Source organism: Spiribacter curvatus (assembly GCF_000485905.1).
Lineage (GTDB): Bacteria > Pseudomonadota > Gammaproteobacteria > Nitrococcales > Nitrococcaceae > Spiribacter > Spiribacter curvatus.
This window is the reverse complement of sequence record NC_022664.1, coordinates 605,270-631,282: the sequence shown is the minus strand read 5'-3', so window position 1 is coordinate 631,282 and position 26,013 is coordinate 605,270. Positions and strand designations below refer to the sequence as shown.

The window sequence follows — 26,013 nt, the reverse complement described above, 5'->3', positions numbered from 1 at the left end:
TCGTTCAAGACGGCTCACCTCTATACATCGATTATTTCTGCAGCCTACACTGCCCGGAAGCCACGGGCCAGCAGGTAGATTTCCCGGCTCCGGCCGCGCGAGGCGGGCGGTTTGCGGCTCTGCACCCGGTGAAAGCACTGGCGCATCGCCGCAAGCAATTCATCAAAACCCTGCCCCTGAAACGTTTTGACCAGCATCCCGCCGCCAGGTTTCAGACGATCCTCACAGAAATCCAGCGCTAGCTCGGCGAGTCGCATCGCGCGGGGCTGATCAATCGCCTTGTGTCCAGAGAAGTTGGGGGCCATATCGGAAAGTACAAGGTCGACCGCGCAGTCGGCGAGTGCTTCATCGAGCGCGGCCAGCCCGTCGTCAGCACCGAAGTCACCCTGAACGAAGACCACGCCCGGTGGCGGCGTCATCTCCAGCAGATCAATGGCGATCACCCGACCCGATGGACCGACTCGGTGAACAGCGTATTCGCTCCAACCCCCAGGCGCCGCGCCAAGGTCCACCACACACTGCCCGGGTGCGAGCAGCTGGTCGCGGCGGTCGATTTCTTCGAGTTTGAAGGCCGCACGGGAGCGCAGCCCCCGGCGCTGTGCTTCACGCACGTACGGGTCGCTGAAATGCTCATCCAGCCAGCGCCGGCTGCCACTGCTACGTGCCATCGTGATGATCCCGAAGGATAATGCGGGTCCGCCAGGCAACCCAGCCACCCGCGCCGAACCCAGTCAGCGCGAGCAATCCCAGATCCGCCCAGTGACTCATTTCCACCCGCCAGACCACTACGAGCGCCCCAATCACCAGACCGATCACCACTGCAAGCTCGAGCTTGACCGCATCGAGCCGATCGAGGCTGTTATTCGTATCGGACCTCGACGATTTCATAGGCCCGGTGCCCTCCCGGTGTCTGGACATCGACGACATCGCCCTCTTCCTTACCGATCAGCGCGCGGGCAATCGGCGACTGGACCGAGATCCGAGCGTTCTTGATATCCGCCTCATCCTCGCCAACGATCTGATAGGTCTTCTCCGAACCGTCTTCCTCGTCGGCGAGCGCCACCGTCACGCCGAACACAACCTTGCCGTTCGCCGGCAACGCGGTCACATCGATCACCTGCGCGTTCGAGAGCTTGCCCTCGATCTCGGCGATGCGCCCCTCGATGAAGGCCTGTTGTTCACGCGCCGCATGGTATTCCGCGTTCTCCTTGAGATCACCGTGTGCGCGTGCCTCAGAGATCGCATTGATCACCCGCGGGCGCTCTTCGGTCTTGAGCCGATTGAGCTCGTCGCGAAGCTTTTCCGCACCGCGCACGGTCAGCGGGGTTTTACTCATGTTCTGGCCTCCTTGTGCAGATCCTGGAGTGAACGCACGTCATCGGATTCGAGATAGCCGAGCGCCTGACCGGTCGCCCGGGCACCGGCAATCGTGGTTGTATAGCAGACCTTATGCTGCAGGGCCTCACGGCGGATCGAGAATGAATCAGCGATCGCCTGACGGCCCTCGGTGGTATTGATGATCAACTGGATACCGCCATTTTTGATCGCATCAACGATATGCGGTCGACCTTCGGCGACCTTGTTGATGCGCTCGCACTCGATCCCGGCATCCTCGAGCACTTCTGCCGTCCCGTGGGTTGCCACCAACCCGAATCCCTTGCGTGCCAGATCGCGGGCGATGGGCGCGATCACTGGCTTGTCGGCATCCCGCACACTGATGAAGACCCGGCCGCTTCGCGGCAGCTCAACACCGGCAGCGTGTTGCGACTTGGCGTATGCCTCGCCGAACACCGGCCCGATACCCATCACCTCGCCGGTGGATTTCATTTCCGGGCCGAGAATGGGATCCACCCCCGGGAATTTAATGAATGGGAAAACCGCTTCTTTCACGGAATAGATCGGCGGCACCCGCTCCCGCGTACAGCCCTGATCAGCCAGTGTCCTTCCCACCATGCAGCGGGCCGCAATCTTGGCGAGCGGCAGGCCTGTCGCCTTGGAGACGAACGGCACGGTACGGGAGGCACGCGGATTGACCTCGAGGACGTAGACCTCATCACCCTTGACGGCGAATTGGGCATTCATCAGCCCGACGACATTGAGCCGCAGCGCCATCTCGCGCATCTGCTCACGCAGCCGATCGACGACCTGTGGCGCGAGGCTGTACGGCGGCAGCGAGCAGGCGGAGTCACCGGAGTGCACACCCGCCTGTTCGATATGCTCCATCACGCCGCCGATCAGCACATCCTCACCATCACAGATTGCATCGACATCAACCTCGATGGCGTCGTCCAGGAAGCGATCGAGCAGGACCGGTGACTCATTGGACACACGAACCGCTTCGTTCATGTACTGCGCCAGTTCGGATTCCTGATAGACGATTTCCATCGCCCGGCCACCGAGCACGTAAGAGGGCCGCACCACCAGCGGATAGCCAATCTCTCCGGCAAGCCGGAACGCCTCGTCGGCGCTGCTCGCGGTGCGGTTCGGCGGCTGCTGGAGCCCTGCGGCATTGATCAGCCCCTGAAAGCGCTCGCGATCCTCTGCAAGATCGATGCAGTTCGGCGTTGTCCCGACAATCGGCGCGCCACAGGCTTCCAGATCGCGGGCCAGCTTGAGCGGCGTCTGACCGCCATACTGGATGACAATACCCGTCGGCTGCTCAATCTCGACGATCTCAAGCACGTCCTCGAGGGTCAGCGGCTCGAAATACAGCCGGTCGGAGGTGTCATAGTCGGTGGAGACCGTTTCTGGATTGCAGTTGACCATGATGGTCTCGTAACCGTCCTCACGCAGTGCGAGGGCGGCATGCACGCAGCAGTAATCGAATTCGATGCCCTGCCCGATCCGGTTGGGTCCGCCGCCCAGGATCATGATTTTCTGGCGATCGCTCGGGTCCGCCTCATTCTCCTCATCGTAGCTCGAGTAGAGATACGCGGTGGCCGTCGCAAACTCCGCCGCGCAGGAATCCACCCGCTTATAGACCGGCCGCACATTAAGCTCGTGGCGGCGTTCGCGGACGGCCTTCTCCGGATTGCCGAGCAGACGCGCGAGCCGTGCATCGGAAAAACCGCTGCGCTTGAGCCGTCGCATCGCGTCGGCCCCAACCGCACCCAGATCCAGTCCTTCGAGCTGACCCTCGCGCTCGATCAAATCACCGATCTGGGCGAGAAACCACGGATCGATCCACGTGTGCGCGAACAGCTGCTCGAGGTCGAGCCCGGCGCGGAATCCGTCTGCCACCCAGAGTAATCGCTCGGGCCCGGGCTGGCGGACCTCCTGGATCACACGCTCGAGTGCGCCGGCACCGGGCGGCACGCGCGGATCCAGCCCCTCGAGGCCGTTTTCCAGACCTCGCAGCGCCTTCTGGAGGGACTCCTGGAAATTCCGCCCCATCGCCATGACCTCGCCCACTGACTTCATCTGTGTCGTCAGCACGGGCTTGGTGCGCATGAATTTCTCAAAGGTAAACCGCGGGATCTTGGTGACCACGTAGTCAATGCTCGGCTCGAATGAGGCCGGCGTGCGTCCGCCCGTGATCTCGTTACGCAGCTCGTCGAGCGAGTACCCGACCGCGAGCTTGGCGGCTACTTTCGCTATCGGGAAGCCTGTCGCTTTTGATGCCAGCGCGGAGGAGCGCGAGACCCGCGGGTTCATCTCGATCACCACCAGCCGGCCGTCCTCCGGATTGACCGCGAATTGAACGTTGGAACCGCCGGTCTCGACACCGATCTCACGCAACACCGCCAGCGAGGCGTCGCGCATGATCTGGTATTCCTTGTCGGTGAGCGTCTGAGCCGGTGCGACGGTAATCGAATCGCCGGTATGGACACCCATCGGATCGAGGTTCTCGATCGCGCAGATGATGATGGCGTTGTCGCTGTGATCGCGTACCACCTCCATCTCGAATTCCTTCCAGCCGAGCACCGACTCCTCGATCAACAGCTCATTGGTCGGCGACAGGTCGAGCCCCCGCTCACAGATTTCCGCGAACTCGTCGGCATTATAGGCGATACCGCCGCCACTCCCTCCGAGAGTGAACGAGGGCCGGATGATGGTCGGAAACCCGACTGCCCGCTGCGCCTCGTTGGCGTCCTCCATACTGTGCGCGATACGCGCCGCAGGCGTATCCAGGTCAATCCGCGCCATGGCCTGACGGAAAGCCTCGCGATCTTCCGCCATGTCGATCGCCGACTGGGTGGCACCGATCATTTCAACGCCGTGCTCGGTGAGCACACCCCGGCGGTCGAGTTCGAGCGCGCAGTTGAGCGCGGTCTGCCCGCCCATGGTGGGTAGCACGGCGTCCGGCTGCTCGCGCCGGATGATGCTGGCAACCACCTGCGGCTGGATGGGCTCGATGTAGACCGCATCGGCCATCTCCGGATCCGTCATGATCGTCGCCGGATTGGAGTTGACCAGAATGACGCGGTAACCCTCCTCGCGCAGGGCCTTACAGGCTTGGGCACCGGAATAGTCAAACTCGCAGGCCTGACCGATAACGATCGGTCCGGCACCGATGATCAGGATGCTTTCAATGTCGGTACGCTTGGGCATAGGGGGATTACTACCTGGTGGAACGGGCCGCCTGGCGGGCGGCCATCAGATCAACGAAGCGGGCAAACAGCGGCGCGACATCATGCGGCCCGGGGCTGGCTTCCGGATGACCCTGGAAGCTGAAGGCAGGGGTATCGGTCAACTCAATACCCTGAAGACTGCCATCGAACAGTGAGCGGTTGATCACCCGTACGTTCTCCGGCAAGGAATCGGCGTCGATTGCGAAGCCATGATTCTGACTCGATATCATGACGCGGTTGGCATCGGCATCAACCACCGGGTGGTTCGCGCCGTGATGACCAAACTTCATTTTCAGGCTGGCCGCCCCGGCAGCGAGCCCCAGCAGCTGGTGGCCCAGACAGATGCCGAACACCGGCATGCCGGCCGCCAGAAAGCGCCGTGTCGCATCGATCGCATAGTCCAGGGGTTCCGGATCACCCGGACCGTTGGAGAGGAAGACCCCATCCGGCTCTAGCGCCAGGACTTCATCCGGCGGGGTCATGGCCGGAACCACCGTCACCCGGCAGCCGCTGTCGACGAGGCGCCGGAGGATATTGCGTTTGATACCGAAGTCGTAGGCCACCACATGCCAGCGCAGGTCGGCGTCATTGTGGGGCGCGCCCTCCTGCTCCTGTCGTCCCAGCGACCAGGTCCCAATCCGCCATGTGTAGGACTCAGCGGTCGTCACGGACTGGACGAGATCGCGCCCCGTCAGCGAGGGGTGGGCCTGTGCCGCCGCGATCGCTGTCGTCGGATCGGCATCATCGCCGGCGATGATGCAGCCGTTCTGTGCGCCCTTTTCACGAAGCAGCCGCGTCAGGCGCCGGGTATCAATATCACTGATCCCCACTACGCCATGCTCGGCCAGATAGTCGGGCAGAGAAAGCCGTGCCCGCCAGTTGCTCATGCGCACCGGTGCGTCGCGAATGATCAGTCCGGCGAGCTGGGGACCATCGGCCTCTTCGTCGAGGGGCGTCGCGCCGGTGTTACCAATATGCGGATAGGTCAGCGTCACCATCTGCCCGTAATAGGAGGGGTCGGTGCAGATCTCCTGATAGCCGGTCATCGCCGTATTGAAGCAGACCTCGCCTACCGTCTGGCCGCTGGCACCCAGTGCCGCCCCCCTGAAAATCGAGCCGTCTTCCAGCCCCAGAATCGCCAATTGAGTCACGCCTGTACCCCATCTGCTCGCAAAAACGGGAGGGTTCCGCGGAAGCCCTCCCGTCCACTGTTTCAAGCGATGAGTTTACGCCGCCAGGCGCAAAACTGTCCAATGAACCCGCCGCTCACTTCCCTTGCACCGACACGGCAAAAGGGGCTAGCCTCCACGTCTTTCAGTCGCGTTCCAGCGACTCTTCAATCCGGTTCAATTCAGCATGAATGCGCTTTCTCTTCGTCAGTTGAACAAGACGTATCCTGGCGGCGTCACGGCCCTGCGCGACATCAATCTTGAGGTCCGTCCCGGCGACTTCTATGGCCTGCTCGGGCCGAATGGCGCCGGCAAGACCACGATCATCGGCACCGTGGCCTCACTGGTGCGCCCCACCTCGGGCAGCGTCGAGGTGTTCGGGCACGACATCCTCAAGGATCCGTGGCAGGCCAAATCCAACATCGGCCTGGTGCCCCAGGAATTCAACTTCAATCAGTTCGAGACCGTCGCCCAGATCGTCACCAACCAGGCGGGCTTCTACGGCATCGACCGGACGACCGCCCGGGAGCGGGCGGAGAAGTATCTGCGCGAGCTCGACCTGTGGGGCAAGCGTGACGCCCCGTCGCGGCAGCTGTCCGGGGGCATGAAACGCCGCCTGATGATTGCCCGCGCCCTGGTCCATGAACCGCGGCTGCTGATTCTCGACGAACCCACGGCCGGCGTGGACATCGAGCTGCGTCGATCAATGTGGGAATTCCTCCGGCGTATGAACGAACGCGGCACCACCATCATCCTGACCACGCATTACCTCGAGGAGGCGGAATCCCTCTGCCGGGGCATCGGGATCATTGATGGCGGGCGGATCGTCGAAGACACCGACGTGCGATCGCTGCTGACGAAACTCAAATCCCAGAGTTTCGTCCTTGATGTGACGACACCCGTCAACTCGCTTCCCGCACTCCCGGATTTCGGCGTGCTGCCGCTCGATGAGCGCACCATCGAGGTCGAACTGCGTGGCGAGCAGACGCTCACGGAACTGTTCAGCGCGCTCAACGCCGCCGGGGTTGAAGTCACCAGCATGAAGAACAAATCCAATCGGCTCGAAGAGCTGTTTGTACGCATGCTCGGCAATCACAATACCGAGCCCCAGTCGGAGACTGCTTGATCATGGCCGGACTTTACCCCGCGTATCCCCGCCAGACACTGACGGCGCTGCAGACCCTGGCCGGCAAGGAAACCCAACGCTACATGCGGATCTGGGTGCAGACCCTGGTGCCGCCGGCCATCACCATGACGCTGTATTTCGTGATCTTTGGCGGCCTGATCGGCTCGCGGGTCGGCCCCATGGAGGGATACAGCTTCATGGAGTTCATCGCCCCCGGGATCATCATGATGGCGGTGATCACCAACTCCTACAGCAATGTGGCCACGTCGTTTTTCGGCGCCAAGTTCCAGCGGCATATTGAAGAGCTGCTGGTCTCGCCCACCCCCAATTACGTCATCCTGGCCGGCTATGTCGCCGGAGGCGTCGGACGTGGGTTATGCACGGGGCTGATCGTCACGATCATCGCCAGCTTCTTTGCCGATCTGAATATCCACAACCTCCCGGTGACGATCTCGGTGGTTTTCCTCACCGCGGTGCTTTTTTCGCTGGGCGGGTTCATTAATGGCGTTTTCGCGAAGAAATTCGACGATATCTCGATCGTGCCCACGTTCATCCTCACACCGTTGACCTACCTCGGTGGCGTGTTCTACTCGATCTCGCTGCTGCCGGAGTTCTGGCAGCATGTATCGCTGATCAACCCGATCTTCTACATGGTGAATGCCTTCCGCTATGGCGTTCTCGGGAGCTCAGACATCCCCATTGGCATCGCCTATATCCTGATCATCGGCTTTATCGTGGCGGGAACAGTTCTGAGTCTGTGGCTTCTCGATCGCGGCACCGGGCTGCGCAGCTGAACAAACGGTAACGGAATGAATCTGGAGCAAACGCCCCTTCTCACCGATCTGTACGAACTCACCATGCTCCAGACCTATTACGAGCATGGGATGACGGAGGATGCGGTTTTCGAGCTGTTCATGCGTCAGTCGCCGCATCGGGGCTTTTTCGTGGCCGCGGGCCTGGAGCAGGGTCTGGAGTGGCTCGAGCAGCTCGAATTCGGCGCAGAGGAACTGGAGTGGATGCGCGACTCGGGCCTGTTCTCGGCGGCCTTTGTCGACACCATGGCGGAATTCCGTTTCACCGGACAGGTGAACGCGCTTCCGGAGGGTCGTGTGTTCTTCCCGGAAGAGCCCCTGTTGCAGATCGTCGCGCCCCTCCCGGAAGCGCAGCTGATCGAGTCGCGACTGATGAACATTCTCCACTACCAGACGCTGATCGCGAGTAAGGCGGCGCGCTGCCGCCTTGTGGCAGGCAATACACCGATCATCGACTTCGGCATGCGCCGTGCCCATGGCGGTGAAGCCGGCGTCTGGGCTGCCCGGGCCTGCTATCTGGCTGGATTCTCAGCGACGGCAACCTGTCTGGGCAGTGTCCGCTACGGCATTCCACCCACCGGCACGATGGCCCATGCCTTCATTCTTGCCCATGACAGCGAGCTTCAGGCTTTCGAGAACTTCGCCCGCAGCCACCCGAACAACGTCGTCCTACTGATCGATACCTACGATGTCCGTCGGGGCGCCGAGCACGTCGTGGAGGTATCCCGACGGCTGGCGAGCGATGGGATCCCCATTCATGGCGTGCGCATCGACAGCGGCGACCTGGCCGCGAATGCCCACATGACCCGAGAGATCCTCGACGCCGCCGGTCTGCAGCACACGCGCATCCTCGTGAGCGGCGGACTCGATGAATACCGGTTGGAGACATTGCTCTCGGCAGGCGCGCCCATCGATGGCGTAGGCGTCGGTTCGAACGTCAACACATCCGCCGACGTGCCGTTCCTTGATTCCGCCTACAAGCTGCACTACTTCCGGGATCGCCCGCGAGGCAAGAATGCCTCGGGCAAGACCGATCTGCCCGGCCGAAAGCAGATCCACCGCCATTACGACGATCAGGGAATCTTCGTGGGTGACACCCTCGGCCTGATGGGAGAGGACGCCCCGGGTCAGCCGTTGCTCCAGACGGTCATGGAGGCGGGTCGACGCACCGCGGCAGGCCGTACTCACCTGGATGACGCCCGTCAGCACTGCATCGCGCAACAGGCCGCCCTGCCAGAGGGCATCCGCGCGCTGCGAGCGCCGGGAACCTATCCGGTCACCCTGTCACCCGCACTGGAGGAGCTGCGGGCCGCACAGGCGCCTGAGCGCTAGCGCAGGGTCTGTGCGGGGTCACCGGCATTCGTGGCATCGACTAATCGATGCGAAGCTCGTCCAACGGTCGGCCCTCGGCCTCCCAGTCCTTGATCCAGACCGGTTTGCGACCGCGACCTGACCAGGTCTTCGAAGCATCCGTCGGATGCTGGAACCGCACCTTACTCTTGGCACGCGTTTTCGCGGGCTGACCGGCCACCAGGTCATTCAGGGTAAAGCCGTAGCGCTCTGCCACCTGTTTCATTTCCTGCTGTGCCTTTTTAGCGTCTTCCTTGCGACGGCCCTGGATTTCCGTATCAATATCCTTTTTAAGCTGATTCAGCTGCTCGGTGGTATAGCTAGAAAGGTCCATTCATTCCTCGTTTCAGTACAACTGCATGTGATTAACCCCCATAAGATAATCGATCAGGTATCAAAAAGCAGCCCCTTGCATGTCACCTTTTGACCAGGCGAATGCTACACTCTTTATTTTCATTCAATGGAGGCAGTAATGGCGTCTGCCCTTTCCGCCACCCCCGCTGTTCTCACCGTGGAACTGGACCCCGAACACATTATGCGTCAGCGGCCTCCAGAGGCGTTGAGCCGTGACAACGCGGAGCTGCTCGCCGCCCCCATTGCTGACGATCTCCGGCGGATCGTGGGCGAGGAAATCGCTGAGGCCGGGCTGGTCATGCCGGCGGCGCTCTATGACCTGACTGAACTACTACGTCCCGGGCTCCCCATGGTCGAGGCCCTGCTGGATATTTACCGCGGTAGTCTTCGCGGCGGCCCGTTCATTCCCCAGCTACTCACGCTCGGCAGTAACGCCGGCCGATTTCCTGAATCCGCGATCGCTCCTTTGCGCCGCCCTGGTTCGGGACCGCTTTTAGCGATTCCATTCGCGCTCGTTGCACCGGGTGAACAGCTCGACCCATTACGGCAGAAACTCGAGGGTGTATTACTGGAAAAAGGGAGTGCCGGATTGGCGACCGATCGCGCATTGCGCCAGCTGATGGGCGTCGAACCGGTCAATCTCAGTTATGCCACATTCCATGATCTCTCCGCGCTGATGAAAGTCCAGCTGGAGCACGCCGAATTCGGCTCACTCTGGCAATTGATTGAGGCCGCGCTTTATCGGCCCGATAGCGTTGAGGACTGTCGGCTGGACACGGGCAATCGGCTTATTGGCACCGGCGGCGAGGTCTGGACACCATGGTTGAGCTTCGATGCGTGGGCCGCACACCATCAGGCCCCACCCGAACAGGCTGTGGCCGGATACGGCGCCTGGATGCGCAACCAGCGCCAGTATATGGCCGGACTTGAGAGTCATGGCATGAGCGTCCATCCCGTTGCCCCAACGCGCGGCGGCGAGGCCGACGATCCGGAAATCGCTCTCTCGGTGGCGCAGGCCCACGTCATTAGCGCAGAACAGCCCTGGTATCGAGAGATCATCACCGACGATCCGCAAGTCGAGTCGGCGACGATTGTCACCGTTACCGAGCAGTCAGACGCCCAGCTTGGGCCAGTCGCCTACACGGCATTGGTCCAGGCAGCGGACGGCCAGCTGATAACGCTGGTTCATGACTATCCGGTCCGTCCCGAGGGCATACAAGCCATTATAGGACACTGGCAGGCACGTGCGGAGGCGCTCGGGGCCACCTGGCGGATGGAGCGCCCCGGCCAGATCAGCGCCGCAGGCAACCCGGCCTACCTGCAGCCCTGGCTCGACTACGCGGGCAGCGCCTGAGGGGCTGCCCCAAGCGATGGAATCAGGGGTTGAGGAGCAGCCACTCCCAATCGCCGCTGTCGCTGCGGTAGTAACGCTCGCGGTCATGCAGCCGACCATCCCGGCCCTGCCAGAACTCAATCCGGTTCGGCCGGAGCCGATAGCCGGTCCAGTGCGGTGGCCGGCTGATGGGGCCATCGCCGAATCGGGCCTCCACCTCGGCGAGCCGCGCCTCGAATGCCTCGCGATCCGCCAATGGCTTGGACTGATCCGATGCCCACGCGCCAATCTGGCTGAGTCGCGGTCGACTGGCAAAGTAGGCATCCGCCTCGTCGTCGCTCACGGTCTGGACCCCGCCCTCGATCACCACCTGGCGGGCCAGTGGCGCCCAATAGAAATCAAGCGCCGCATAGGGGTTTGCCGCGAGATGCATCCCCTTCTGACTGCGGGTATTGGTATAGAACACGAAACCCGCCTCATCGACCTGCTTGAGCAGCACCGTCCGCACGCCCGGACGACCGCTTGCATCCGCTGTGGCGAGCGCCATGGCCGTCGGGTCAACGATCCCCTCGGTCTCGTGGGCCAGCTCCAACCATTCGCGGAACCGCGCAATGGCGGTTTCATAGTACGTCATCGGGACCCTTCTCCTTTAGTGCTCGTCGGCTCAACGGTCACCGTCAAACCATTAACGGCGGTCACCCGCACAGTATCCCCTGTTTCTACCGGCTGGTCACAGACCGCGCGCCAGCGCTCGCCCTCAACCCGGATCCGCAGCCTCGGATCAGTGGCGATCACCTCGCCGACGGCGCCGTTCATGTGCGCGGTACCGGCGACACCGCGGCGGCGGAAGGCCCGTATTGCCAGCCAGCCTGTGCCGAGGAAAATCAACAGACTGGCAGCAGACACCCCGATCACCAGCAGAATCGAGAGCTCAAACCCCGGCCCCTGCGTATCGAAAAGCAGCACCGAGCCAAGCCCAAACACCAGAACCCCTCCGACGCCCAGGGCACCGAACGACGGCACTAATGCCTCGCCGAGCATGAACAGCACACCGAGTCCAATGAGCGCGAGGCCTGCATAGTTCACCGGGAGCACCTGTATGGCAAACAACGCGAGCAACAGCGACGTACCACCGATCACGCCAGGAACAATGGCGCCGGGATTGGCGAGCTCGAAAATCAGGCCGTAGAGCCCGATCAGCAGCAGGATATAGGTTACGTTGGGATGGGTGATGATGCCCATGAATTCATCCGCCCACCCCGGTGGGCGTTCATCGACGGCGCGACCGGCGGTGTCAACCGGTGCAGCGTCCAGCACGGCGCGAAGATCGGATGACATCTGGTCAATGACATTGTCCTCGAGCGCCGACTCCGCCGACAGGCTGACCGACTCCCGCACGGCGCGTTCCGCCCATTCGGCATTGCGCTCCCGCAGCTCCGCCAACGAACGGATGTAAGCCACCGCATCATTCACCCGCTTGCGTTCCATGGTCGATGGTTCGTCGGCGTCGCCCTCATCCCCGGAACCCGGCATCCCCCCACCGACGCGGACCGGAGTCGCCGCACCCAGATTGGTGCCCGGTGCCATCGCGGCCCAGTGAGTCGCATAGAGGATATAAGTGCCGGCGCTGGCTGCCCTCGCCCCTGACGGCGAGACATAGCCGATCACGGGCACCGGCGAGTCCAGAATGGCCTGAACGATGTCACGCATCGCCGAGTCGAGCCCGCCTGGCGTATCGATGGTCAGCACGACTGCCGGCGCCGACGCTGCGTCAGCCGTTTCCAGCCCATCCACCACGTACTGTGCCGTGGCGGGTCCGATGGAGCCATCGATGGTCAATTGATGGACCGGCCCGGCACTGGCGCTGGCCGTAAAAAGGCCGAGGAGGATTGATAGCAATACGCGCATCATGCGTTCTGGGAACGCATGATGCGCGCACGGGTTCCCGGATCAGGCAGCGAGCGCGTCGATGATCCGCTGGCGTACGGCATTGATGTCGCCCTCACCGTCCACACAGACGTAGCGCGGGGCATCCGCATCACCCGATTGCGCCCGCGACTGATAGTAGTCGACCAGCGGCCGTGTCTGTTCGTGGTAGACCGCCAGGCGCTGGCGAACCGTATGCGGCTGATCATCCTCTCGCTGCACAAGCGGCTCGCCGGTGACGTCATCCTGGCCCGCCGTCGCCGGTGGTGCATTATCGACGTGATAGACCCGGCCTGAGCCGGGATGGCAGCGCCGCCCCACCATTCGTGAAACGATCGCCTCGTCATCGACACGGATCTCGACCACCGCATCAATGGGGATCCCGGCCTCAGTGAGCGCATCGGCCTGAGCGATCGTCCGTGGGAAACCATCAAAGAGGAAGCCATTGGCGCAGTCGGGTTCAGCGATCCGCTCTTTCACCAGACCGATGATAATGTCATCCGAGACCAACTCGCCCGCATCCATCACGGCCTTAGCCGCAACACCGAGCTCGGTTCCGGCCTTGACGGCCGCCCGCAGCATGTCGCCGGTGGAAATCTGGGGGATTGCGTAAGCCTCGCACAAGCCTGCCGCCTGCGTACCCTTGCCGGCGCCCGGGGGACCGAGCAATATCATTCTCATAGCGCTCTCCTCTTAATTATTCGGTTCGATGCTGATCGCCTGGAGGCGTCCACGGCGGTCGAGTATGACGATTTGATCCTCGTCGACGAGCGGCGGCGCGGAAAGCCGGGCATTGCCGATGGCATGGCGTGCCTGCAGTTCGCCGTCACGCCGACCGATCCAGTTGAGATACCCATCCGAACCGGCCACGATCAGACCGTCCCGGTAACGCCGGGGCGCTGTCAGCGATACCCCCTCAAGTGCGTCGAGGCGCCATACCGATGCACCATTACGACGATCGAGCGCCCAGATATAACCCTGCGCATCAGTCGCATAGATATAGTTGTCGTCAACCGCCAGGCCACCAAGGACCGAGACGTCACGCGTCCATGCGATCTGGCCATCCGCCAGCGCGATACCGGCAAGCCGCCCCTGGTAGGCGCCGGCGAAAAGGTCGCCGCCCGCGACCGTCGGATCGGCGTCGATATCAATCATGCGCTCGAGATCACTCCGCCCCTCTGGAACGGCAACGGTCGCCTCCCAGGCCGGGTCACCCGTGTCGAGATCCAGCGCGCTCAGCCGGCCGTTATCGAAACCGGCCACGACGCCGCCATTCACCAGGACTGGCGAGGAATGGCCGCGCAGGCTCAAGGCGGGCACATTACGACGATAGAGCCAGCGCTGCTGGCCCGACTCCGCATCCAGGGCAAAGACACCGCCATCACCGGTGCGCACGACAACACTGCCCTGCCCCACCGCCGGGGGCGCCAGCACCTCGCTACTGACACCACGCCGCCACTGCACCTCGCCGCTGCTGGCATCCATGAGAATGACCTGGGCGTCAGCAGTACCGACCGCCACACCGTCTTCGCCGACACCCACTGCACCGGTAATCGACGCGTCCAGTGACTGGCGCCAGACTCGCTCGCCGGTATCGGCCTCAAAGGCCATCACCCTGCCATCAGCGGCCGCGGCGAACACCCGGTCATCAAAAAGCGCGGGTTCAAGCCGATAACCGGGCGGCGTATCCGCACCCACGCGAGCCTGCCAGTGCTGACTGACCTGCGCGCCAGCCACGGCGTTGTCAAAAGCGGGGGGATCTTCAGCCTTGATCAGTGAGGCGCCACCGCAACCGGTCAGCCAGACCACCAGCCCAATCAGTATGGCCGCTCTCATGCCTGCCGTACTCATGATGCGGGCGCCCCGCCGAGATCGAAGAGCTTGATCTCGACCAGGGAACGGCGCTGACCGGATACGGACTCAAGCGCCTGTTGGTAGGCATCGATGGCTGCATCCGGATTGCCCAACGCGACCTCGAGATCGCCCTGCAGCTCGAGGAACCGTGGCCGCAGGGGCCCCGAGGGAAGTGGCTCGAGCACAGTCAGCGCCGCCTCGTCGTCCCCGGCCGCCTGGAGGGCCTCAGCCTGACGCAGACGCGCGACCACCCGCATCGGGCTATCGGTCTGATGCGTAGTCAGCCATTGCAGCGCGTCGGCAGCCACCTGCGGCTCGCCCTCGCTGGCGGCTGCGGTGGCGACCGCGAGAGTCGCCATTGCGGCATAAGGACTGTCTGCATGGGCCTCGCGCAGCGAGCGCAGTCGATTGCCCGCGGCCTCACGGTCATCATCATTGAGTGACGCCAGGATCGCAGCGTAATCCGCCGACGCGGAAGCCGCCTGACGATCCTGCCAGGCTGTCCATTGTTGCCAGCCGAGCACCACGGCCAGTACCGCAATCGCGGCGATGATGACCATCCGCCCGTACCGATGCCACCAGGCGCGGATTGCCTCGAGTTGTTCTTCGTCGTCGTATGCCACGAGTCAATATTGTCCTGTTCTGTTTGCTTGCAGCGCGGAGAGTATCTTCGGGAGCTCTCCAATGGCCACCGTTTCCTGCTCAAGATCATCACGCAGGTATTTAACGGAGATGGTCTCCGCGGCCGCCTCCTCGGCACCACGGATCAGTGCAACCGCGGCACCACTGCGATTGGCGCGGCGCAACTGGCTTTTCATCGACCCACCGCCGAGGGGCATCTGCAAATGAAGCCATGGCAACTCGTCGCGCAGCCGTTCCGCGAGCGCCAGCGTGTCTGACTGCAGGCTATCATCGCTGATCACCAGTGCCGCATCGGGTGCCGGGGCCGATGGCGCGCTATTGGCGGCCTCCACCAGTGCCACCAGCCGCTCGAGCCCGGCGGCAAAGCCGATCGCGGGTGTTGGACGACCGCCGATCATCTCCACGAGAACGTCATAGCGCCCACCGGCCAGGACGGTTCCCTGCGCCCCAAGATCAGCGCTGATCCATTCGAACACCGTCCCACCATAGTAATCGAGGCCACGGACGAGCCGTGTATTGACACGATAGGACTGGCCAGCGCCATCCAGCATGTCGCACAGGGACTGGAAATGGGTCTGCGATTCCTCATCGAGATAATCGGCGAGATCCGGCGCGGCTTCAATCACGGACGCCATGGCGGGATTCTTGCTATCCAGAACCCGTAGCGGATTGCTGTGAAGCCGCCGCTGCGCATCGTCGTCGAGGGTTGAGGAATGCGCCTGGAAGTGCTCGATCAATGCCTCACGATAACGCTGGCGGGCGGCCTGCGTGCCCAGACTGTTGATCTCGAGACGCAGGTCTCTAACCCCCAGGGCACGAAGGATCCGTCCGGAGAGCAGGATCAACTCCGCATCAATATCGGGACCCGGCACGCCGAATGCCTCGGCGCCCACCTGATGGAACTGGCGATAACGCCCCTTCTGCGGGCGCTCGTGACGGAACATCGGACCGCTGTACCAGAGCCGCGGTTGCGCATTGTGCAGCAGCCCCCGCTGCAGTGCCGCCCGCACACAGCCGGCCGTGCCCTCCGGCCGGAGGGTCAGACTGTCACCGTTGCGGTCGATGAACGTATACATCTCTTTTTCGACGATGTCGGTCACTTCGCCAATCGCCCGGGAGAAGAGCTCTGTTTTCTCAACAATGGGCAGACGGACTTCGGCGTAGCCGTAGCGCTCGAGCTCGCGCCGGAATGTCTGCTCAACGAACGCCCACGCCGGCCCCTCAGACGGCAACACGTCGCCGAAGCCACGGACGTTCTGGATTGGACTACTCACCATTTCCTCCCAATGTGAATCGAGCAACGCTCCCCCGTGCGTACTCCGCCAGATCGACGGGCTCGCCCTCGAATTCAAGCCGGACGTTCTCGGTGTCGCCGACCACAATCTCAAACGGTGGCTCGCCCTCGAGACGCTGCTCGCCGGATTCGGAGATCCCGAACAGAAGACGCTCACCCGTCGCATCGGTCACTTCCATCCAGGACTCACCGCTGAACCGGAACACCACTTGTGGCGCTGTCGTGCCGCGATCGGACTCCGAGGCCGTCTGCATGACTGCATCGGCGATCGCTGCATTGTCGAGCGTCGGCATCTCCGGTGCAGTGGCGGTTTCCGTTCCGCGCTCTGTGGTCGGATCCGGTTCCGGGGCCGGTTCGGTTGCTGGCGCCGGTTCGGATTCGGGCTCAGACTCAAGCGCAGGCTCGGTCTCAGGCTCAGGCTCAGGCTCAGGCTCGGACTCAAGCGCTGGCGCCGGATCCGCGACCGGTTCGGACTGCATGTCGGACTCCAGCTCCGGCGTCGACTCGGCGCTGTCCACCCCCGGTGTGGATTCGCCACCACCAACGATACCGTCGCTCACCGAGCCAAGCAGTGGCAGGCTGATATTCGAGCGCGAGAGCCACCAGCCACCGGCCACCAGCGCGGCAATCAGTACCGCGAGGCTCAGCGCCACGCCCACGAATCCCATGCCCTGCCGGGCGGGGCGCGCAGATCGCCCGGCCCGGCTGCCGGGCGACGTCACACCGGCGCGGGCTTGAAGCGGCTGCCTGCCCGCATCGGCCCCGGCATCACTCAGCCGCCGGATCACCGGCTCCGGATCCATCTCGAGGAACTGGCAGTAAGCGCGGATGTAGCCGCGCACGAATGTCAGAGGCGGAAGATGATCGTAGTCATCAGCCTCCAGCGCCTCGATGGTCCGGCGGTTGAGGTGCAATGCATCGGCGATTTCGGCCGAATCCTTTTCCTGGCGCAGGCGCTCATCGCGAAGCGCCCGGCCCGGTCCCGCATATGCGCGCTCGGCGCTGGTTGTCTCACCCGAATCTTCTCGCTGCGTCATGAAGCGCTTACTCCATCAATCGTGCGGCCTGCTCGGATTCGGGGAATTGCCCCCTGAGCCTCGCAATCAGACGTCCCTGACGCTCCGCGTTATCCCCCGCTCTGGCAATTCTTATCCCCAACCAGAGCGTCGATGCCGTTTCTTCGGTCGCCGCAGTGTATCGCGAATACCACGCGTCTGCGGCGTCCACCCGGTCATTCGCCAGATTCCACTCCGCCATCCCGCCAAGTGCCGGGCGGTAGTCCGGACGAAGCGTCAGTGCCGATCGCCAGTAATGCTCTGCCAACCCATCGGCGGACGGCGGCTTTTGATCGGTGACACACCGGGCCGCGTTGCTCAGCGCCATGGCACGATTGTCATAGAGCGGATTGGACGCCGCCTCATCCCAGTGCTCGAGCGCCGCCGGCAAGCGATCCTGTCGGCACAGGAATGCAGCATAGTTGTTCAATGCTGCCCCGGTGCGTTCGCCAACGGACAGCGCCTGGCGATAATGGCGCTCGGCCCGCTCCGGATCATCGAGCCTTGTCCACAGTTCCGCTGCGACAAGCTGGGCATCGATCGATTGAGGATCCTGCTCCAGCGCCTGACGGATTTTGCCAAGGGCGGGCTCGAGTGCGCCGTTTCGAAGATGGTGGGTGGCGATCTGCGTGTTCGCGCTCGCCGCAAGCGCGGCCTGCTCCGGTGTTGCCGGCCCGCTGGGCTGGGTAGTGCAACCCACGACCGCCAGCGAGAGCAGGGCACAAAGGAGCTGGCGCATCAGGCGTTTGCCGAGGTCGTTCCGCGTTTGCCCTGATTGCGGCGGTTGATCACCTGACCCACTAGCTGGCCGCAGGCACCGTCAATATCCTGACCCCGCGTGCGGCGGATTGTGGTGATGAAACCGGCGTTCTGGAGGATATCCGCAAAGCGGTGGATACGCTCTCTGGGCGAGGCCTCGTAGCGGGTACCCGGAAACGGATTGAATGGTATCAGATTGATTTTCGATGGGATGTGACGAAGCAGCGCTGCAAGCTCCCGCGCCTGGGCATCGCTGTCATTGACGCCATCGAGCATCACATATTCCCAGTAGATGCAGTGATGCGGTGTATTGCCGAGGTAATGCTCGCAGGCCGGCAACAATTCGCGCAGCGGGTATTTGCGATTGATCGGCACAATCTCGTCGCGGAGCGCGTCGTTCGGGGCATGGAGCGAGACCGCGAGGCTGATGTTGCTGACATCCGTCAATCGATAGAGCGCTGGCACGAGCCCGACCGTCGATAGGGTCACCCGGCGGCGTGAGAGCCCCCATGCATACGGATCGACCATCAGATTGGTCGCCGCCACGACGTTGCGGAAATTCGCGAGTGGCTCACCCATCCCCATCATGACGACATTCGTTACCCGACGCTCACGGCCCTCGTCCTCCAGTGCCTGAGTCGCATAGTGGAGCTGCCCGATGATCTCGGCCGCTGACAGGTTACGGTTGAATCCCTGTTTACCCGTGGAGCAGAACCCACAGTCCAGCGCACACCCCACCTGCGAGGAAACACACAGGGTACCGCGCCCACGCTCGGGGATATAGACGGTCTCTACAGCTTGACCGCTCTCGAGTGCCAGCAGCCACTTGCGCGTCCCATCCGCGGATTCACGATCGAAGATCGCCTTCGGGACGCGCAGCTCGGCGAGATCGACGAGCTTGCCGCGGAAACCTTTGGCGAGGTCAGTCATCTCGTCGAAGTCAAACACCCGGCGCTGATGCAGCCACTGCCGCAGCTGCTTGCTGCGGAATGGCTTCTCATCGAGCTCCTGGAGCAGCTCATCGAGCCCGGCCGCATCCAGACCGAGCAGATTGAGCCGGCCCGACTCGGTCCGTGGACGTTGCTCAGTTGCGGCTGTGGAGGTCATCTTCACCAAAGAAAAAAGCGATCTCTTCGCGGGCCGTTTCGGGGGAATCGGATCCGTGGGCCGCGTTCGCATCCACCGTCTCGGCAAGGTCGTGACGGATGGTACCCGCAGCCGCCTCGGCCGGGTTGGTGGCGCCCATCACCTCACGATTCTTGCGAATGGCGTCATCACCCTCGAGCACCTGGACCATTACTGGACCCGAGATCATGAAGTTCACCAGCGCACTGAAAAACGGCCGCTCACGGTGTACCGCGTAGAAGGACTCGGCCTGCGACTGGGTCAGATGCACCATGCGTGCGGCAATGATCCGCAGACCGGCGGTCTCGAAGCGGCGATAGATTTCGCCGATGTTGTTGCCCGCGACGGCATCCGGCTTGACGATGGAAAGGGTGCGTTCAACGGCCATTGAGTCTGCTCCTGTCGGCGATTTAAAGGATAATCCGCCAGTCTACCCAGCAGCTGGGTCAGCGGCAATCACTGCACCGCAAAGCTCTCGCCACAGCCGCATTCCGCAGAGACATTCGGATTACGGAAGCTGAATCGCTCATTGAGCCCCTCGCGCACGAAGTCCACCTCCATTCCATCGAGGAATGGCAGGCTCTTACGATCGATCACCACCGATACGCCGTGCTGCTGGACGACAAGATCGTTGTCGCCCGGCCGATCGGCGTAATCCACCGTGTACATGAATCCAGAGCATCCCGACGTCCGCACACCCAGCCGCAGCCCGATGCCGCTTCCGTGCCGAACCAGGGCATCCCGGATATGATTGGCCGCCCGCTCAGTCAGTTCAATATTCATCGCTTGCTCCATTGATCGCTTCCGGCGATGCGGCCAATGCAGACCGCAGCGCATCTTCAATACTCAGTGCCGCCGTTCGAGCTTCATCAGACAATGCCGCGGACTCGGCCAGCCAGCGTCCAGTCACCGTCTGTGCTGCCGCGAGGCGCCGCCCCGTCAGCCATTCTGCCAGCCACGCCGCGCCCTGCATCGCCTCCGGGCCGCCGAAGACCTCGAAACGCGCCTCCCGGACAGTCCCCCTGTCGATCACCAGCCAGCAGTCCACCCGGCAATCTTCGTCGATTCGACCCGCCGACCCGTGGGACCACCCGGCCCGCTCGACAGGCGCGCCCAACCGCGCTAGTGACCACGATCTCCGATCAGCCACCATTGATTCAAGCCATTTCCAGCGCGGTTGTGACGCCGTAGGCAGAATCCACGGTGTGACGCCCCTCACTCATCTCGCGCCACAGCGGCGAGACGGACCGAAGGGTGGTCACCGCGTCCGTGACCGTTGCCATGGCCGTATCGATATCCGCTTCGGTGGTGAACCGCCCGAGGCTGAACCGCACCGAGGCATAGGCCAGCGCATCGGGTCGCCCCATCGCCCGGAGCACATGGGACGGGCCATCGCGCCGACTGCAAGCGGAGCCGAAGCCCACCGACAAGTCGCTCAATGCCGCCCGTAGTGCCCCGCCATGCACGCCGGGGAAGGATGCATTGAGGATATGGGGCGCGCCATCGTCACGGCCATTGAGCACGACGCCGCCGAGATCGTGCAGCGCCTGTCGCAACCGCCGCTGGAGCGCGCGCTGGCGTTGGCGTTCGGCCACATCATCGAGATGACGCAGCGCCTCGCCCATACCGGCGATCAGTGCGACCGGCAACGTGCCCGAGCGCAGCCCGGCCTGCTGTCCACCGCCGTGCAACAGGGGCGCCAGTCGGACGTCCGGGCGGTAGCAGAGCGCGCCAATACCCTTGGGTCCGCAGCACTTATGCGCCGATAACGAGACCAGATCAGCATCGCCATAGGCACTGGCATCCGGGAGTCGACCGAGTGCCTGCGCAGCATCGAGATGAAGCCGCGCACCCGACTTGCGAATCATCGGCGCCAGCGCCGGGACGTCCTGAATAACGCCGGTTTCGTTATTCACCAACGCCAGCGAGACCAGCGCCACATCGGTATCCAGGGCAGCGGCCAGCGTCTGCGGCGACAGCCGACCATCCGCCGCCACCGGCAGCGTATCCACCTGCATGCCGTACTCCCGCGCCGCGCTCGCAGCCGCCAGCACCGCAGAATGCTCGGTCGCCGCCACCAGCATACGACGCCGGGCGTCGCCGCGCTTCGACAGGGCGCGGGCGAGTCCAAGAATCGCGAGGTTATCCGCCTCGGTGGCGCCGCTGGTCCAGACCGTACGGAACCCCGGATCACCCAGTGTTTCACGCACCTGCGACTCCGCCGCCGCCACCCGTTGCGCGGCCGCCCGGCCGGCAGGATGGTCACTGGAGGGATTGGCAAAGACACCGTCGGGCCCCTCGAGCGTGGCCATCAACGCTGACACCCTGGGATCAACGGGTGTCGTCGCCGCGTAATCGAGATAGGGGCGCGTCATTGCCACTCAACGATCACCGGCGGTTCCGGTGGACTCCGTCTCTGCGTCGTCCTGCAGGCCGCAATCATCGATATCCGGGATTTCACTGTCATTGACCTCGGCACCCAGCGATCGCAGCGCGGCACACATTTCCTGGAGCCGCGCATCGGTCTGATGGACATGATCAAGGATGGCATTGATCGCATTCGCGACCGGATCGGGCATATCCTGGGTCGCACCGTAGGCATCAAAACCGATCCGCCGCGCCGTCTCCGCCCGCCGCTGCTCGGCCTCCGACCGGGGCGGCGCTTCTGCTGAGATGCGCGCGACCCGCGCCGGTATGCCCACCATCGTGGCGTGGGCGGGCACATCCTTGACAACCACCGCATTCGAGCCGATCCGCGCGCCCTCTCCGATGTCGAGCGGGCCCAGTACTTTGGCGCCAGCTCCCACCACCACATCGTTACCCAGCGTCGGGTGGCGCTTGCCGGCCCGCCATGAGGTACCACCGAGCGTTACCCCCTGGTAGAGGGTGCAGTCGTCACCGACCTCCGCGGTCTCACCAATCACCACGCCCAGGCCATGATCAATGAAAAAGCGCCGCCCGATCCGGGCGCCTGGATGGATCTCTATGCCGGTGAGCAGTCGCGCGATCAACGACAGGAACCGCGCGACGAGGCCCAGCCGGTGGTGCCACAGCCAGTGATTCATGCGATGCAGTATCAGGGCATGGACGCCCGGATAACTGATCAGCACTTCGAAGTAATTGCGTGCCGCTGGATCGCGGTCGAAGACGCAACGAACGTCTTCACGAAGCCGTTTAAACATATACTCAGTATACTCGGGTGTGAGTCCTGCCAGCCAGCGACCTGATCAGGGACGCAGTCTTTTGAGTAGACCACGCAGCAGATCCACCTCATCCACAGTCGGCCGCGCCCGGTTGATGAAGTTGCGCAGACGCCGCAGCATGACCTCGCGGGGCCCGCGACAGGTATACCCAGTCGCGTCCGCGAGCTGCTCGAGCCGGGCGTGAAGCCCCGCGAGATGGGCGCCGGTTGCAACCGGTGTCGCCCCCCCATTTCGACCGTTCATGATATCGGCCGCTCCAGCACGTGCCATGAAGACCTCGTAGGCCATGATCTGGACCGCCGATGCCAGGTTGAGGGCAGGATAATCGGGGTTGGCCGGGATGTGCACCAAGCGGTGGCAGCTCGCCAGCTCGGTGTTCGTCAGCCCGGTGCGCTCGCGGCCGAAGAGCACTGCCACCGGCCCGGACTCGGCCGCGATGGTCGCCGCTGCCTGACGGGGGGTCAGTGCCGGCACGCCGTCCCGGCGCGGTCGTGCGGTCAGGCCCAGGCAGAGCTCAGTATCGGCGACTGCATCGGCAAGATCCTCATGGTGACAGGCGTTAGTGAGCACCGTGTCGGCATGGGCCGCCATGGCCATTGCCTGATCGTCCACCTGACACTGCGCCGCCACCAGCACAAGCTGGTCAAGGGCCATGGTGCGCATCGCCCGCGCGGTTGCCCCCAGATTGCCGGAGTGCGATGTGCCCACCAGGACGAAGCGACAGTCAGGGCTTTGTGGGTCGGTCAAAACACGAACTCCCTCGTTTGCTGTTATCATTTCCGGCTTAAGTTCTCAGGATCAAGCCATGCAACCGATGATCAACGTTGCGGTGCGTGCCGCACGCAGCGCCGGCAACATTATTGTCCACCATATCAACCGACTCGACCGGGTGAATGTCGAAGCCAAGGGTGAAAACGACTTCGTCAGCGACGTCGACCGGATGGCCGAGGACGAGATTCGTGCCTCTCTGAAACAGGCCTATCCGGATCATGCCGTGGTCGGCGAGGAGCGCGGCGGCGAGGAAAACGCGGATTACGTCTGGGTGGTCGACCCGCTGGACGGGACACTCAACTACCTGCGCGGCATTCCCCACTTCGCCGTATCAATCGCCCTCAAGTACCGCGGGGCGCTCGAAGCGGGCGTCATCTATGATCCGATCCGGCAGGAGCTCTGGACCGCGAAGCGCGGCGGCGGCTGTACGTTCGAGGGCCGGCGCATGCGCATCCAGTCCCGACCGTCACTCGACAATGCGCTGCTCGGCACCGGTTTCCCCCTCAGGCTGCGCCAGTATCACGACGCCTATCTTGGAATGTTCGGCGACGTCTTCGCGCGCGCTGGGGATATCCGGCGCGCTGGCGCGGCAGCGCTGGATCTTGCCTACCTCGCCTGCGGCCGACTTGACGGGTTCTGGGAGATTGGCCTCAAGCCCTGGGACATGGCCGCCGGCGCACTGATGATCCGCGAGGCGGGCGGCATTGTCGGGGACTTTGGTGGCGGCGATCGTTATCTTGACACCGGCAATATCGTGGCCGGCAGTCCCAAGCTGTTCGCGGACCTGGTCCGCACAATCGCGCCTCACCGGATGGAGGGAATCCGCGCCTGACGCGCGCTCAGGCGACCTGCTCCTCGCCCGCCTTCGACGACGCCGTGGACAGCGTCTCACGGACGTCACTCCAGCGCAGCAGCGACAGGTGGCCGTTGTAGGACTCCACCAACGCGGTGCAGCTCTCGACCCAGTCACCATCATTGCAGTACAGCACGCCACGCTGATCGACGATCTCGGCGTGGTGGATGTGGCCGCAGACCAATCCGTCCACTCCGGCTTCCTGCGCCTCGTGAATGAGTGCCTCCTCGTAATTGGCGATGTAGCGCATCACATTCTTGGTCCGCTGTTTGAGATGGGCGGCCAGCGACCAGTATGGGCGATTGAAGAACTGCCGGACCCGGTTGACCCAGTGGTTGGCACGGATCAACAGCGCGTACATCCGGCTGCCGAGCAAGGCGACAAGACGGCTGTATTGCACGACCGTGTCGAACTCATCACCGTGGAGAACCAACAGGCGGCGTCCATCCGCGCACTCATGGGTCGCGCGGAGCTGGATGCTGACGCCTTCAATGGACATTCCCGCATAGTCGCGCATCATCTCGTCATGATTACCCGGTATGTAGATCACTCGGGTACCGCGACGGGCCCGCTCGAGGATGTTCTGAACCACCGCATTATGGCTGTCGGGCCAGTTGAAGCGGCGTCGGCGCATTTCCCAGATATCGAGGATATCGCCAACCAGATAAAGGGTCTCGCACTCGATGGACTGCAGGAAATCGAGCAGGAATTCCGCCTGCGCGCCACTAAAACCCAGGTGCGTATCGGAGATGAAAACGCTGCGGTAATGAAGCGGTCTGAGCATCTCGACGTCTGTCATGGCCTCGCCCTCATCGATGACTTGGCCGGAATCGTACGTCGGATTTGTGACCGCCTCGTGACGGTCACGGGTCTCAGGGTTGCTCTTCGTCGTCATCCTCGCCTTCCTTCGGCGGCGGAATCAGATCTTCCTTACTGACACCCAGCGCGAGCGCTGCAGCGCTCGCGACGTAGATCGACGAGTACGTTCCCACCAGTACGCCAATGATCAGCGCGACCGCGAACCCACGGATCAGCTCGCCGCCCAGGAATACCAGCGCCAACAGCACCAGCAGGGTCGTGAGGCTTGTCACCAGAGTCCGCGGCAGCATTTGATTGATCGATCGGTTGGTGACCGTCTCCGCGGTCCCCTCACGGATGCGCAGGAAGTTCTCCCGGATCCGATCGAAAACCACGATCGTATCGTTCAGCGAGTAACCAATCACCGCGAGCAGTGCGGCCAGGACCGTCAGATCGAACGTCATACCGATGCCGGCAAAGATCCCCAGCGTCACCACGACGTCGTGGACAACGGCGGCGACAGCACCGATGGCGAAACGGTATTCAAACCGGAAGGCTACGTAGAGGAGGATCCCGCCCAGTGCGTAGATCAGCGCAAGACCGCCCTTCTCGGCAAGCTCCTCGCCGATCTGCGGACCGACGAACTCCACACGACGCAGCTCGGCATCAGGATTATCGGCGCGCAGCGTCTCAAGCACCGCGTTGCTCAGTGAATCCCCCGCGCCTGCATCCGGGCTCAGCCGGATGAGGATGTCCTGCGCTGTACCGAATGTCTGAACCATCGCACTGCTATAACCGCCGTCTGCGAGTGTTTCCCGCACCTCGGTAAGCTCCACGGCCTGCGGGTAACCCACCTCCACCAGTGTCCCGCCTGTGAAATCGAGACCGAGGTTGAGGCCGCGAACCATCAGAAAGGCGATGGCCGCGGCGATCAGCAGCACCGTCAACCCCGCCAGACGACGTCGGTAGGCCATGAAGGCGATATCGGTCTCGCGCTTGAAGAATTCCACAAGCGTCT

The 26,013-nt window shown here is 63.1% G+C and carries 28 protein-coding genes; 5 read left to right on the top strand and 23 right to left on the bottom strand.

Annotated features, from left to right (window positions below):
• Nucleotides 1-44 precede the first annotated feature (44 nt).
• Genes rlmE through carA form a run of 5 tightly spaced genes read right to left on the bottom strand, consistent with a single transcriptional unit; the run spans nucleotide 45 to nucleotide 5,722 of the window.
• Nucleotides 45-668, bottom strand: coding sequence for a 23S rRNA (uridine(2552)-2'-O)-methyltransferase RlmE (rlmE, locus tag SPICUR_RS03155; protein WP_023365971.1), 624 nt, complete (start codon nucleotides 666-668; stop codon nucleotides 45-47).
• Nucleotides 658-888 carry a hypothetical protein gene (locus tag SPICUR_RS09905; RefSeq protein WP_148291309.1) on the bottom strand — a complete coding sequence of 77 codons (231 nt, stop codon included), beginning with the start codon at nucleotides 886-888 and terminating at the stop codon, nucleotides 658-660. Before SPICUR_RS09905 ends, rlmE begins: the two co-directional genes overlap by 11 nt.
• The gene (gene greA, locus SPICUR_RS03150) at nucleotides 860-1,336 is read right to left on the bottom strand and encodes a transcription elongation factor GreA (RefSeq protein ID WP_023365967.1); all 477 of its coding nucleotides are present in this window, start codon (nucleotides 1,334-1,336) and stop codon (nucleotides 860-862) included. The genes SPICUR_RS09905 and greA overlap by 29 nt, the downstream gene beginning before the upstream one ends.
• Complete coding sequence (carB, locus tag SPICUR_RS03145; RefSeq protein WP_023365965.1) at nucleotides 1,333-4,551, bottom strand: carbamoyl-phosphate synthase large subunit; 3,219 nt, start codon at nucleotides 4,549-4,551, stop codon at nucleotides 1,333-1,335. Before carB ends, greA begins: the two co-directional genes overlap by 4 nt.
• Before the next feature lie 10 nt (nucleotides 4,552-4,561).
• Nucleotides 4,562-5,722, bottom strand: coding sequence for a glutamine-hydrolyzing carbamoyl-phosphate synthase small subunit (gene carA, locus SPICUR_RS03140; protein ID WP_041381627.1), 1,161 nt, complete (start codon nucleotides 5,720-5,722; stop codon nucleotides 4,562-4,564).
• Nucleotides 5,723-5,927: 205 nt separating this feature from the next.
• Here carA and SPICUR_RS03135 point away from each other — a divergent pair, with 205 nt between their 5' ends.
• The 3 genes from SPICUR_RS03135 to SPICUR_RS03125 are packed head-to-tail and all read left to right on the top strand — an operon-like array spanning nucleotide 5,928 to nucleotide 9,010.
• A complete protein-coding gene (locus SPICUR_RS03135) occupies nucleotides 5,928-6,866 on the top strand; it encodes an ABC transporter ATP-binding protein (protein ID WP_023365961.1) in 939 nt (312 codons plus the stop codon).
• Between the two features lie 2 nt (nucleotides 6,867-6,868).
• Nucleotides 6,869-7,660, top strand: a complete 792-nt coding sequence (locus tag SPICUR_RS03130; RefSeq protein WP_051373230.1) for an ABC transporter permease — start codon at nucleotides 6,869-6,871, stop codon at nucleotides 7,658-7,660.
• A gap of 15 nt (nucleotides 7,661-7,675) precedes the next feature.
• A complete protein-coding gene (locus SPICUR_RS03125; RefSeq protein WP_023365957.1) occupies nucleotides 7,676-9,010 on the top strand; it encodes a nicotinate phosphoribosyltransferase in 1,335 nt (444 codons plus the stop codon).
• Nucleotides 9,011-9,050: 40 nt separating this feature from the next.
• On the opposite strand, the gene SPICUR_RS03120 is transcribed toward SPICUR_RS03125, so the two are convergent.
• Nucleotides 9,051-9,362 carry an H-NS histone family protein gene (locus SPICUR_RS03120; RefSeq protein WP_023365955.1) on the bottom strand — a complete coding sequence of 104 codons (312 nt, stop codon included), beginning with the start codon at nucleotides 9,360-9,362 and terminating at the stop codon, nucleotides 9,051-9,053.
• A gap of 138 nt (nucleotides 9,363-9,500) precedes the next feature.
• Between SPICUR_RS03120 and SPICUR_RS03115 the strand changes: the two genes are divergently transcribed.
• Entirely contained in the window at nucleotides 9,501-10,736 is a 1,236-nt protein-coding gene (locus SPICUR_RS03115; protein WP_023365953.1) for a hypothetical protein, read from the top strand.
• A 22-nt stretch (nucleotides 10,737-10,758) separates the two neighbouring features.
• Here SPICUR_RS03115 and pdxH read toward each other — a convergent pair whose 3' ends face one another.
• The 15 genes from pdxH to SPICUR_RS03040 all read right to left on the bottom strand — a co-directional run bounded on the left by pdxH (nucleotide 10,759) and on the right by SPICUR_RS03040 (nucleotide 23,320).
• Nucleotides 10,759-11,349 carry a pyridoxamine 5'-phosphate oxidase gene (gene pdxH, locus SPICUR_RS03110; RefSeq protein ID WP_023365951.1) on the bottom strand — a complete coding sequence of 197 codons (591 nt, stop codon included), beginning with the start codon at nucleotides 11,347-11,349 and terminating at the stop codon, nucleotides 10,759-10,761.
• Complete coding sequence (locus SPICUR_RS03105) at nucleotides 11,346-12,626, bottom strand: NfeD family protein (protein ID WP_023365949.1); 1,281 nt, start codon at nucleotides 12,624-12,626, stop codon at nucleotides 11,346-11,348. Before SPICUR_RS03105 ends, pdxH begins: the two co-directional genes overlap by 4 nt.
• Before the next feature lie 39 nt (nucleotides 12,627-12,665).
• Nucleotides 12,666-13,322 (bottom strand): adenylate kinase, encoded by a 657-nt coding sequence (gene adk / locus SPICUR_RS03100; RefSeq protein ID WP_041381626.1) that lies wholly within the window; start codon nucleotides 13,320-13,322, stop codon nucleotides 12,666-12,668.
• Between the two features lie 12 nt (nucleotides 13,323-13,334).
• Nucleotides 13,335-14,477 carry an outer membrane protein assembly factor BamB gene (gene bamB / locus SPICUR_RS03095; RefSeq protein ID WP_023365945.1) on the bottom strand — a complete coding sequence of 381 codons (1,143 nt, stop codon included), beginning with the start codon at nucleotides 14,475-14,477 and terminating at the stop codon, nucleotides 13,335-13,337.
• 11 nt (nucleotides 14,478-14,488) lie between these two features.
• Nucleotides 14,489-15,118, bottom strand: a complete 630-nt coding sequence (locus SPICUR_RS03090) for a YfgM family protein (RefSeq protein ID WP_076742132.1) — start codon at nucleotides 15,116-15,118, stop codon at nucleotides 14,489-14,491.
• Between the two features lie 3 nt (nucleotides 15,119-15,121).
• Complete coding sequence (gene hisS / locus SPICUR_RS03085) at nucleotides 15,122-16,411, bottom strand: histidine--tRNA ligase (protein ID WP_041382109.1); 1,290 nt, start codon at nucleotides 16,409-16,411, stop codon at nucleotides 15,122-15,124.
• The gene (locus tag SPICUR_RS03080; protein WP_023365939.1) at nucleotides 16,404-17,468 is read right to left on the bottom strand and encodes a RodZ domain-containing protein; all 1,065 of its coding nucleotides are present in this window, start codon (nucleotides 17,466-17,468) and stop codon (nucleotides 16,404-16,406) included. Before SPICUR_RS03080 ends, hisS begins: the two co-directional genes overlap by 8 nt.
• 7 nt (nucleotides 17,469-17,475) lie before the next feature.
• Entirely contained in the window at nucleotides 17,476-18,225 is a 750-nt protein-coding gene (gene pilW / locus SPICUR_RS09515; RefSeq protein ID WP_023365937.1) for a type IV pilus biogenesis/stability protein PilW, read from the bottom strand.
• Entirely contained in the window at nucleotides 18,225-19,352 is a 1,128-nt protein-coding gene (gene rlmN / locus SPICUR_RS03070) for a dual-specificity RNA methyltransferase RlmN (RefSeq protein WP_023365935.1), read from the bottom strand. Before rlmN ends, pilW begins: the two co-directional genes overlap by 1 nt.
• Nucleotides 19,330-19,758, bottom strand: coding sequence for a nucleoside-diphosphate kinase (ndk, locus tag SPICUR_RS03065; RefSeq protein WP_023365933.1), 429 nt, complete (start codon nucleotides 19,756-19,758; stop codon nucleotides 19,330-19,332). The genes rlmN and ndk overlap by 23 nt, the downstream gene beginning before the upstream one ends.
• Before the next feature lie 68 nt (nucleotides 19,759-19,826).
• A complete protein-coding gene (locus SPICUR_RS03060) occupies nucleotides 19,827-20,153 on the bottom strand; it encodes a HesB/IscA family protein (protein WP_023365931.1) in 327 nt (108 codons plus the stop codon).
• A complete protein-coding gene (locus tag SPICUR_RS03055; RefSeq protein ID WP_237220348.1) occupies nucleotides 20,143-20,403 on the bottom strand; it encodes an iron-sulfur cluster assembly scaffold protein in 261 nt (86 codons plus the stop codon). The genes SPICUR_RS03060 and SPICUR_RS03055 overlap by 11 nt, the downstream gene beginning before the upstream one ends.
• Before the next feature lie 124 nt (nucleotides 20,404-20,527).
• Nucleotides 20,528-21,745: a cysteine desulfurase family protein gene (locus SPICUR_RS03050; RefSeq protein ID WP_023365927.1), complete on the bottom strand. Its 1,218-nt coding sequence runs from the start codon at nucleotides 21,743-21,745 to the stop codon at nucleotides 20,528-20,530.
• Nucleotides 21,746-21,751: 6 nt separating this feature from the next.
• Nucleotides 21,752-22,552 carry a serine O-acetyltransferase gene (cysE, locus tag SPICUR_RS03045; RefSeq protein ID WP_023365925.1) on the bottom strand — a complete coding sequence of 267 codons (801 nt, stop codon included), beginning with the start codon at nucleotides 22,550-22,552 and terminating at the stop codon, nucleotides 21,752-21,754.
• A 45-nt stretch (nucleotides 22,553-22,597) separates the two neighbouring features.
• Nucleotides 22,598-23,320 carry an RNA methyltransferase gene (locus SPICUR_RS03040; RefSeq protein WP_023365923.1) on the bottom strand — a complete coding sequence of 241 codons (723 nt, stop codon included), beginning with the start codon at nucleotides 23,318-23,320 and terminating at the stop codon, nucleotides 22,598-22,600.
• A 58-nt stretch (nucleotides 23,321-23,378) separates the two neighbouring features.
• Between SPICUR_RS03040 and SPICUR_RS03035 the strand changes: the two genes are divergently transcribed.
• Nucleotides 23,379-24,176, top strand: coding sequence for an inositol monophosphatase family protein (locus tag SPICUR_RS03035; protein ID WP_023365921.1), 798 nt, complete (start codon nucleotides 23,379-23,381; stop codon nucleotides 24,174-24,176).
• Nucleotides 24,177-24,183: 7 nt separating this feature from the next.
• On the opposite strand, the gene SPICUR_RS03030 is transcribed toward SPICUR_RS03035, so the two are convergent.
• A complete protein-coding gene (locus SPICUR_RS03030) occupies nucleotides 24,184-25,092 on the bottom strand; it encodes a UDP-2,3-diacylglucosamine diphosphatase (RefSeq protein WP_023365919.1) in 909 nt (302 codons plus the stop codon).
• Nucleotides 25,070-26,005, bottom strand: coding sequence for a protein translocase subunit SecF (gene secF / locus SPICUR_RS03025; RefSeq protein WP_023365917.1), 936 nt, complete (start codon nucleotides 26,003-26,005; stop codon nucleotides 25,070-25,072). The genes SPICUR_RS03030 and secF overlap by 23 nt, the downstream gene beginning before the upstream one ends.
• Nucleotides 26,006-26,013: the final 8 nt, after the last annotated feature.

Bases quoted from the DNA above. Each gene is read 5' to 3' on its own strand.
- rlmE (WP_023365971.1), bottom strand. From the start codon at position 668: ATGGCACGTAGCAGTGGCAGCCGGCGCTGGCTGGATGAGCATTTCAGC.
- SPICUR_RS09905 (WP_148291309.1), bottom strand. From the start codon at position 888: ATGAAATCGTCGAGGTCCGATACGAATAACAGCCTCGATCGGCTCGAT.
- greA (WP_023365967.1), bottom strand. From the start codon at position 1,336: ATGAGTAAAACCCCGCTGACCGTGCGCGGTGCGGAAAAGCTTCGCGAC.
- carB (WP_023365965.1), bottom strand. From the start codon at position 4,551: ATGCCCAAGCGTACCGACATTGAAAGCATCCTGATCATCGGTGCCGGA.
- SPICUR_RS03135 (WP_023365961.1), top strand. From the start codon at position 5,928: ATGAATGCGCTTTCTCTTCGTCAGTTGAACAAGACGTATCCTGGCGGC.
- SPICUR_RS03130 (WP_051373230.1), top strand. From the start codon at position 6,869: ATGGCCGGACTTTACCCCGCGTATCCCCGCCAGACACTGACGGCGCTG.
- SPICUR_RS03125 (WP_023365957.1), top strand. From the start codon at position 7,676: ATGAATCTGGAGCAAACGCCCCTTCTCACCGATCTGTACGAACTCACC.
- SPICUR_RS03120 (WP_023365955.1), bottom strand. From the start codon at position 9,362: ATGGACCTTTCTAGCTATACCACCGAGCAGCTGAATCAGCTTAAAAAG.
- SPICUR_RS03115 (WP_023365953.1), top strand. From the start codon at position 9,501: ATGGCGTCTGCCCTTTCCGCCACCCCCGCTGTTCTCACCGTGGAACTG.
- pdxH (WP_023365951.1), bottom strand. From the start codon at position 11,349: ATGACGTACTATGAAACCGCCATTGCGCGGTTCCGCGAATGGTTGGAG.
- SPICUR_RS03105 (WP_023365949.1), bottom strand. From the start codon at position 12,626: ATGATGCGCGTATTGCTATCAATCCTCCTCGGCCTTTTTACGGCCAGC.
- adk (WP_041381626.1), bottom strand. From the start codon at position 13,322: ATGAGAATGATATTGCTCGGTCCCCCGGGCGCCGGCAAGGGTACGCAG.
- bamB (WP_023365945.1), bottom strand. From the start codon at position 14,477: ATGAGAGCGGCCATACTGATTGGGCTGGTGGTCTGGCTGACCGGTTGC.
- SPICUR_RS03080 (WP_023365939.1), bottom strand. From the start codon at position 17,468: ATGACGCAGCGAGAAGATTCGGGTGAGACAACCAGCGCCGAGCGCGCA.
- pilW (WP_023365937.1), bottom strand. From the start codon at position 18,225: ATGCGCCAGCTCCTTTGTGCCCTGCTCTCGCTGGCGGTCGTGGGTTGC.
- rlmN (WP_023365935.1), bottom strand. From the start codon at position 19,352: ATGACCTCCACAGCCGCAACTGAGCAACGTCCACGGACCGAGTCGGGC.
- ndk (WP_023365933.1), bottom strand. From the start codon at position 19,758: ATGGCCGTTGAACGCACCCTTTCCATCGTCAAGCCGGATGCCGTCGCG.
- SPICUR_RS03060 (WP_023365931.1), bottom strand. From the start codon at position 20,153: ATGAATATTGAACTGACTGAGCGGGCGGCCAATCATATCCGGGATGCC.
- SPICUR_RS03050 (WP_023365927.1), bottom strand. From the start codon at position 21,745: ATGACGCGCCCCTATCTCGATTACGCGGCGACGACACCCGTTGATCCC.
- cysE (WP_023365925.1), bottom strand. From the start codon at position 22,552: ATGTTTAAACGGCTTCGTGAAGACGTTCGTTGCGTCTTCGACCGCGAT.
- SPICUR_RS03035 (WP_023365921.1), top strand. From the start codon at position 23,379: ATGCAACCGATGATCAACGTTGCGGTGCGTGCCGCACGCAGCGCCGGC.
- SPICUR_RS03030 (WP_023365919.1), bottom strand. From the start codon at position 25,092: ATGACGACGAAGAGCAACCCTGAGACCCGTGACCGTCACGAGGCGGTC.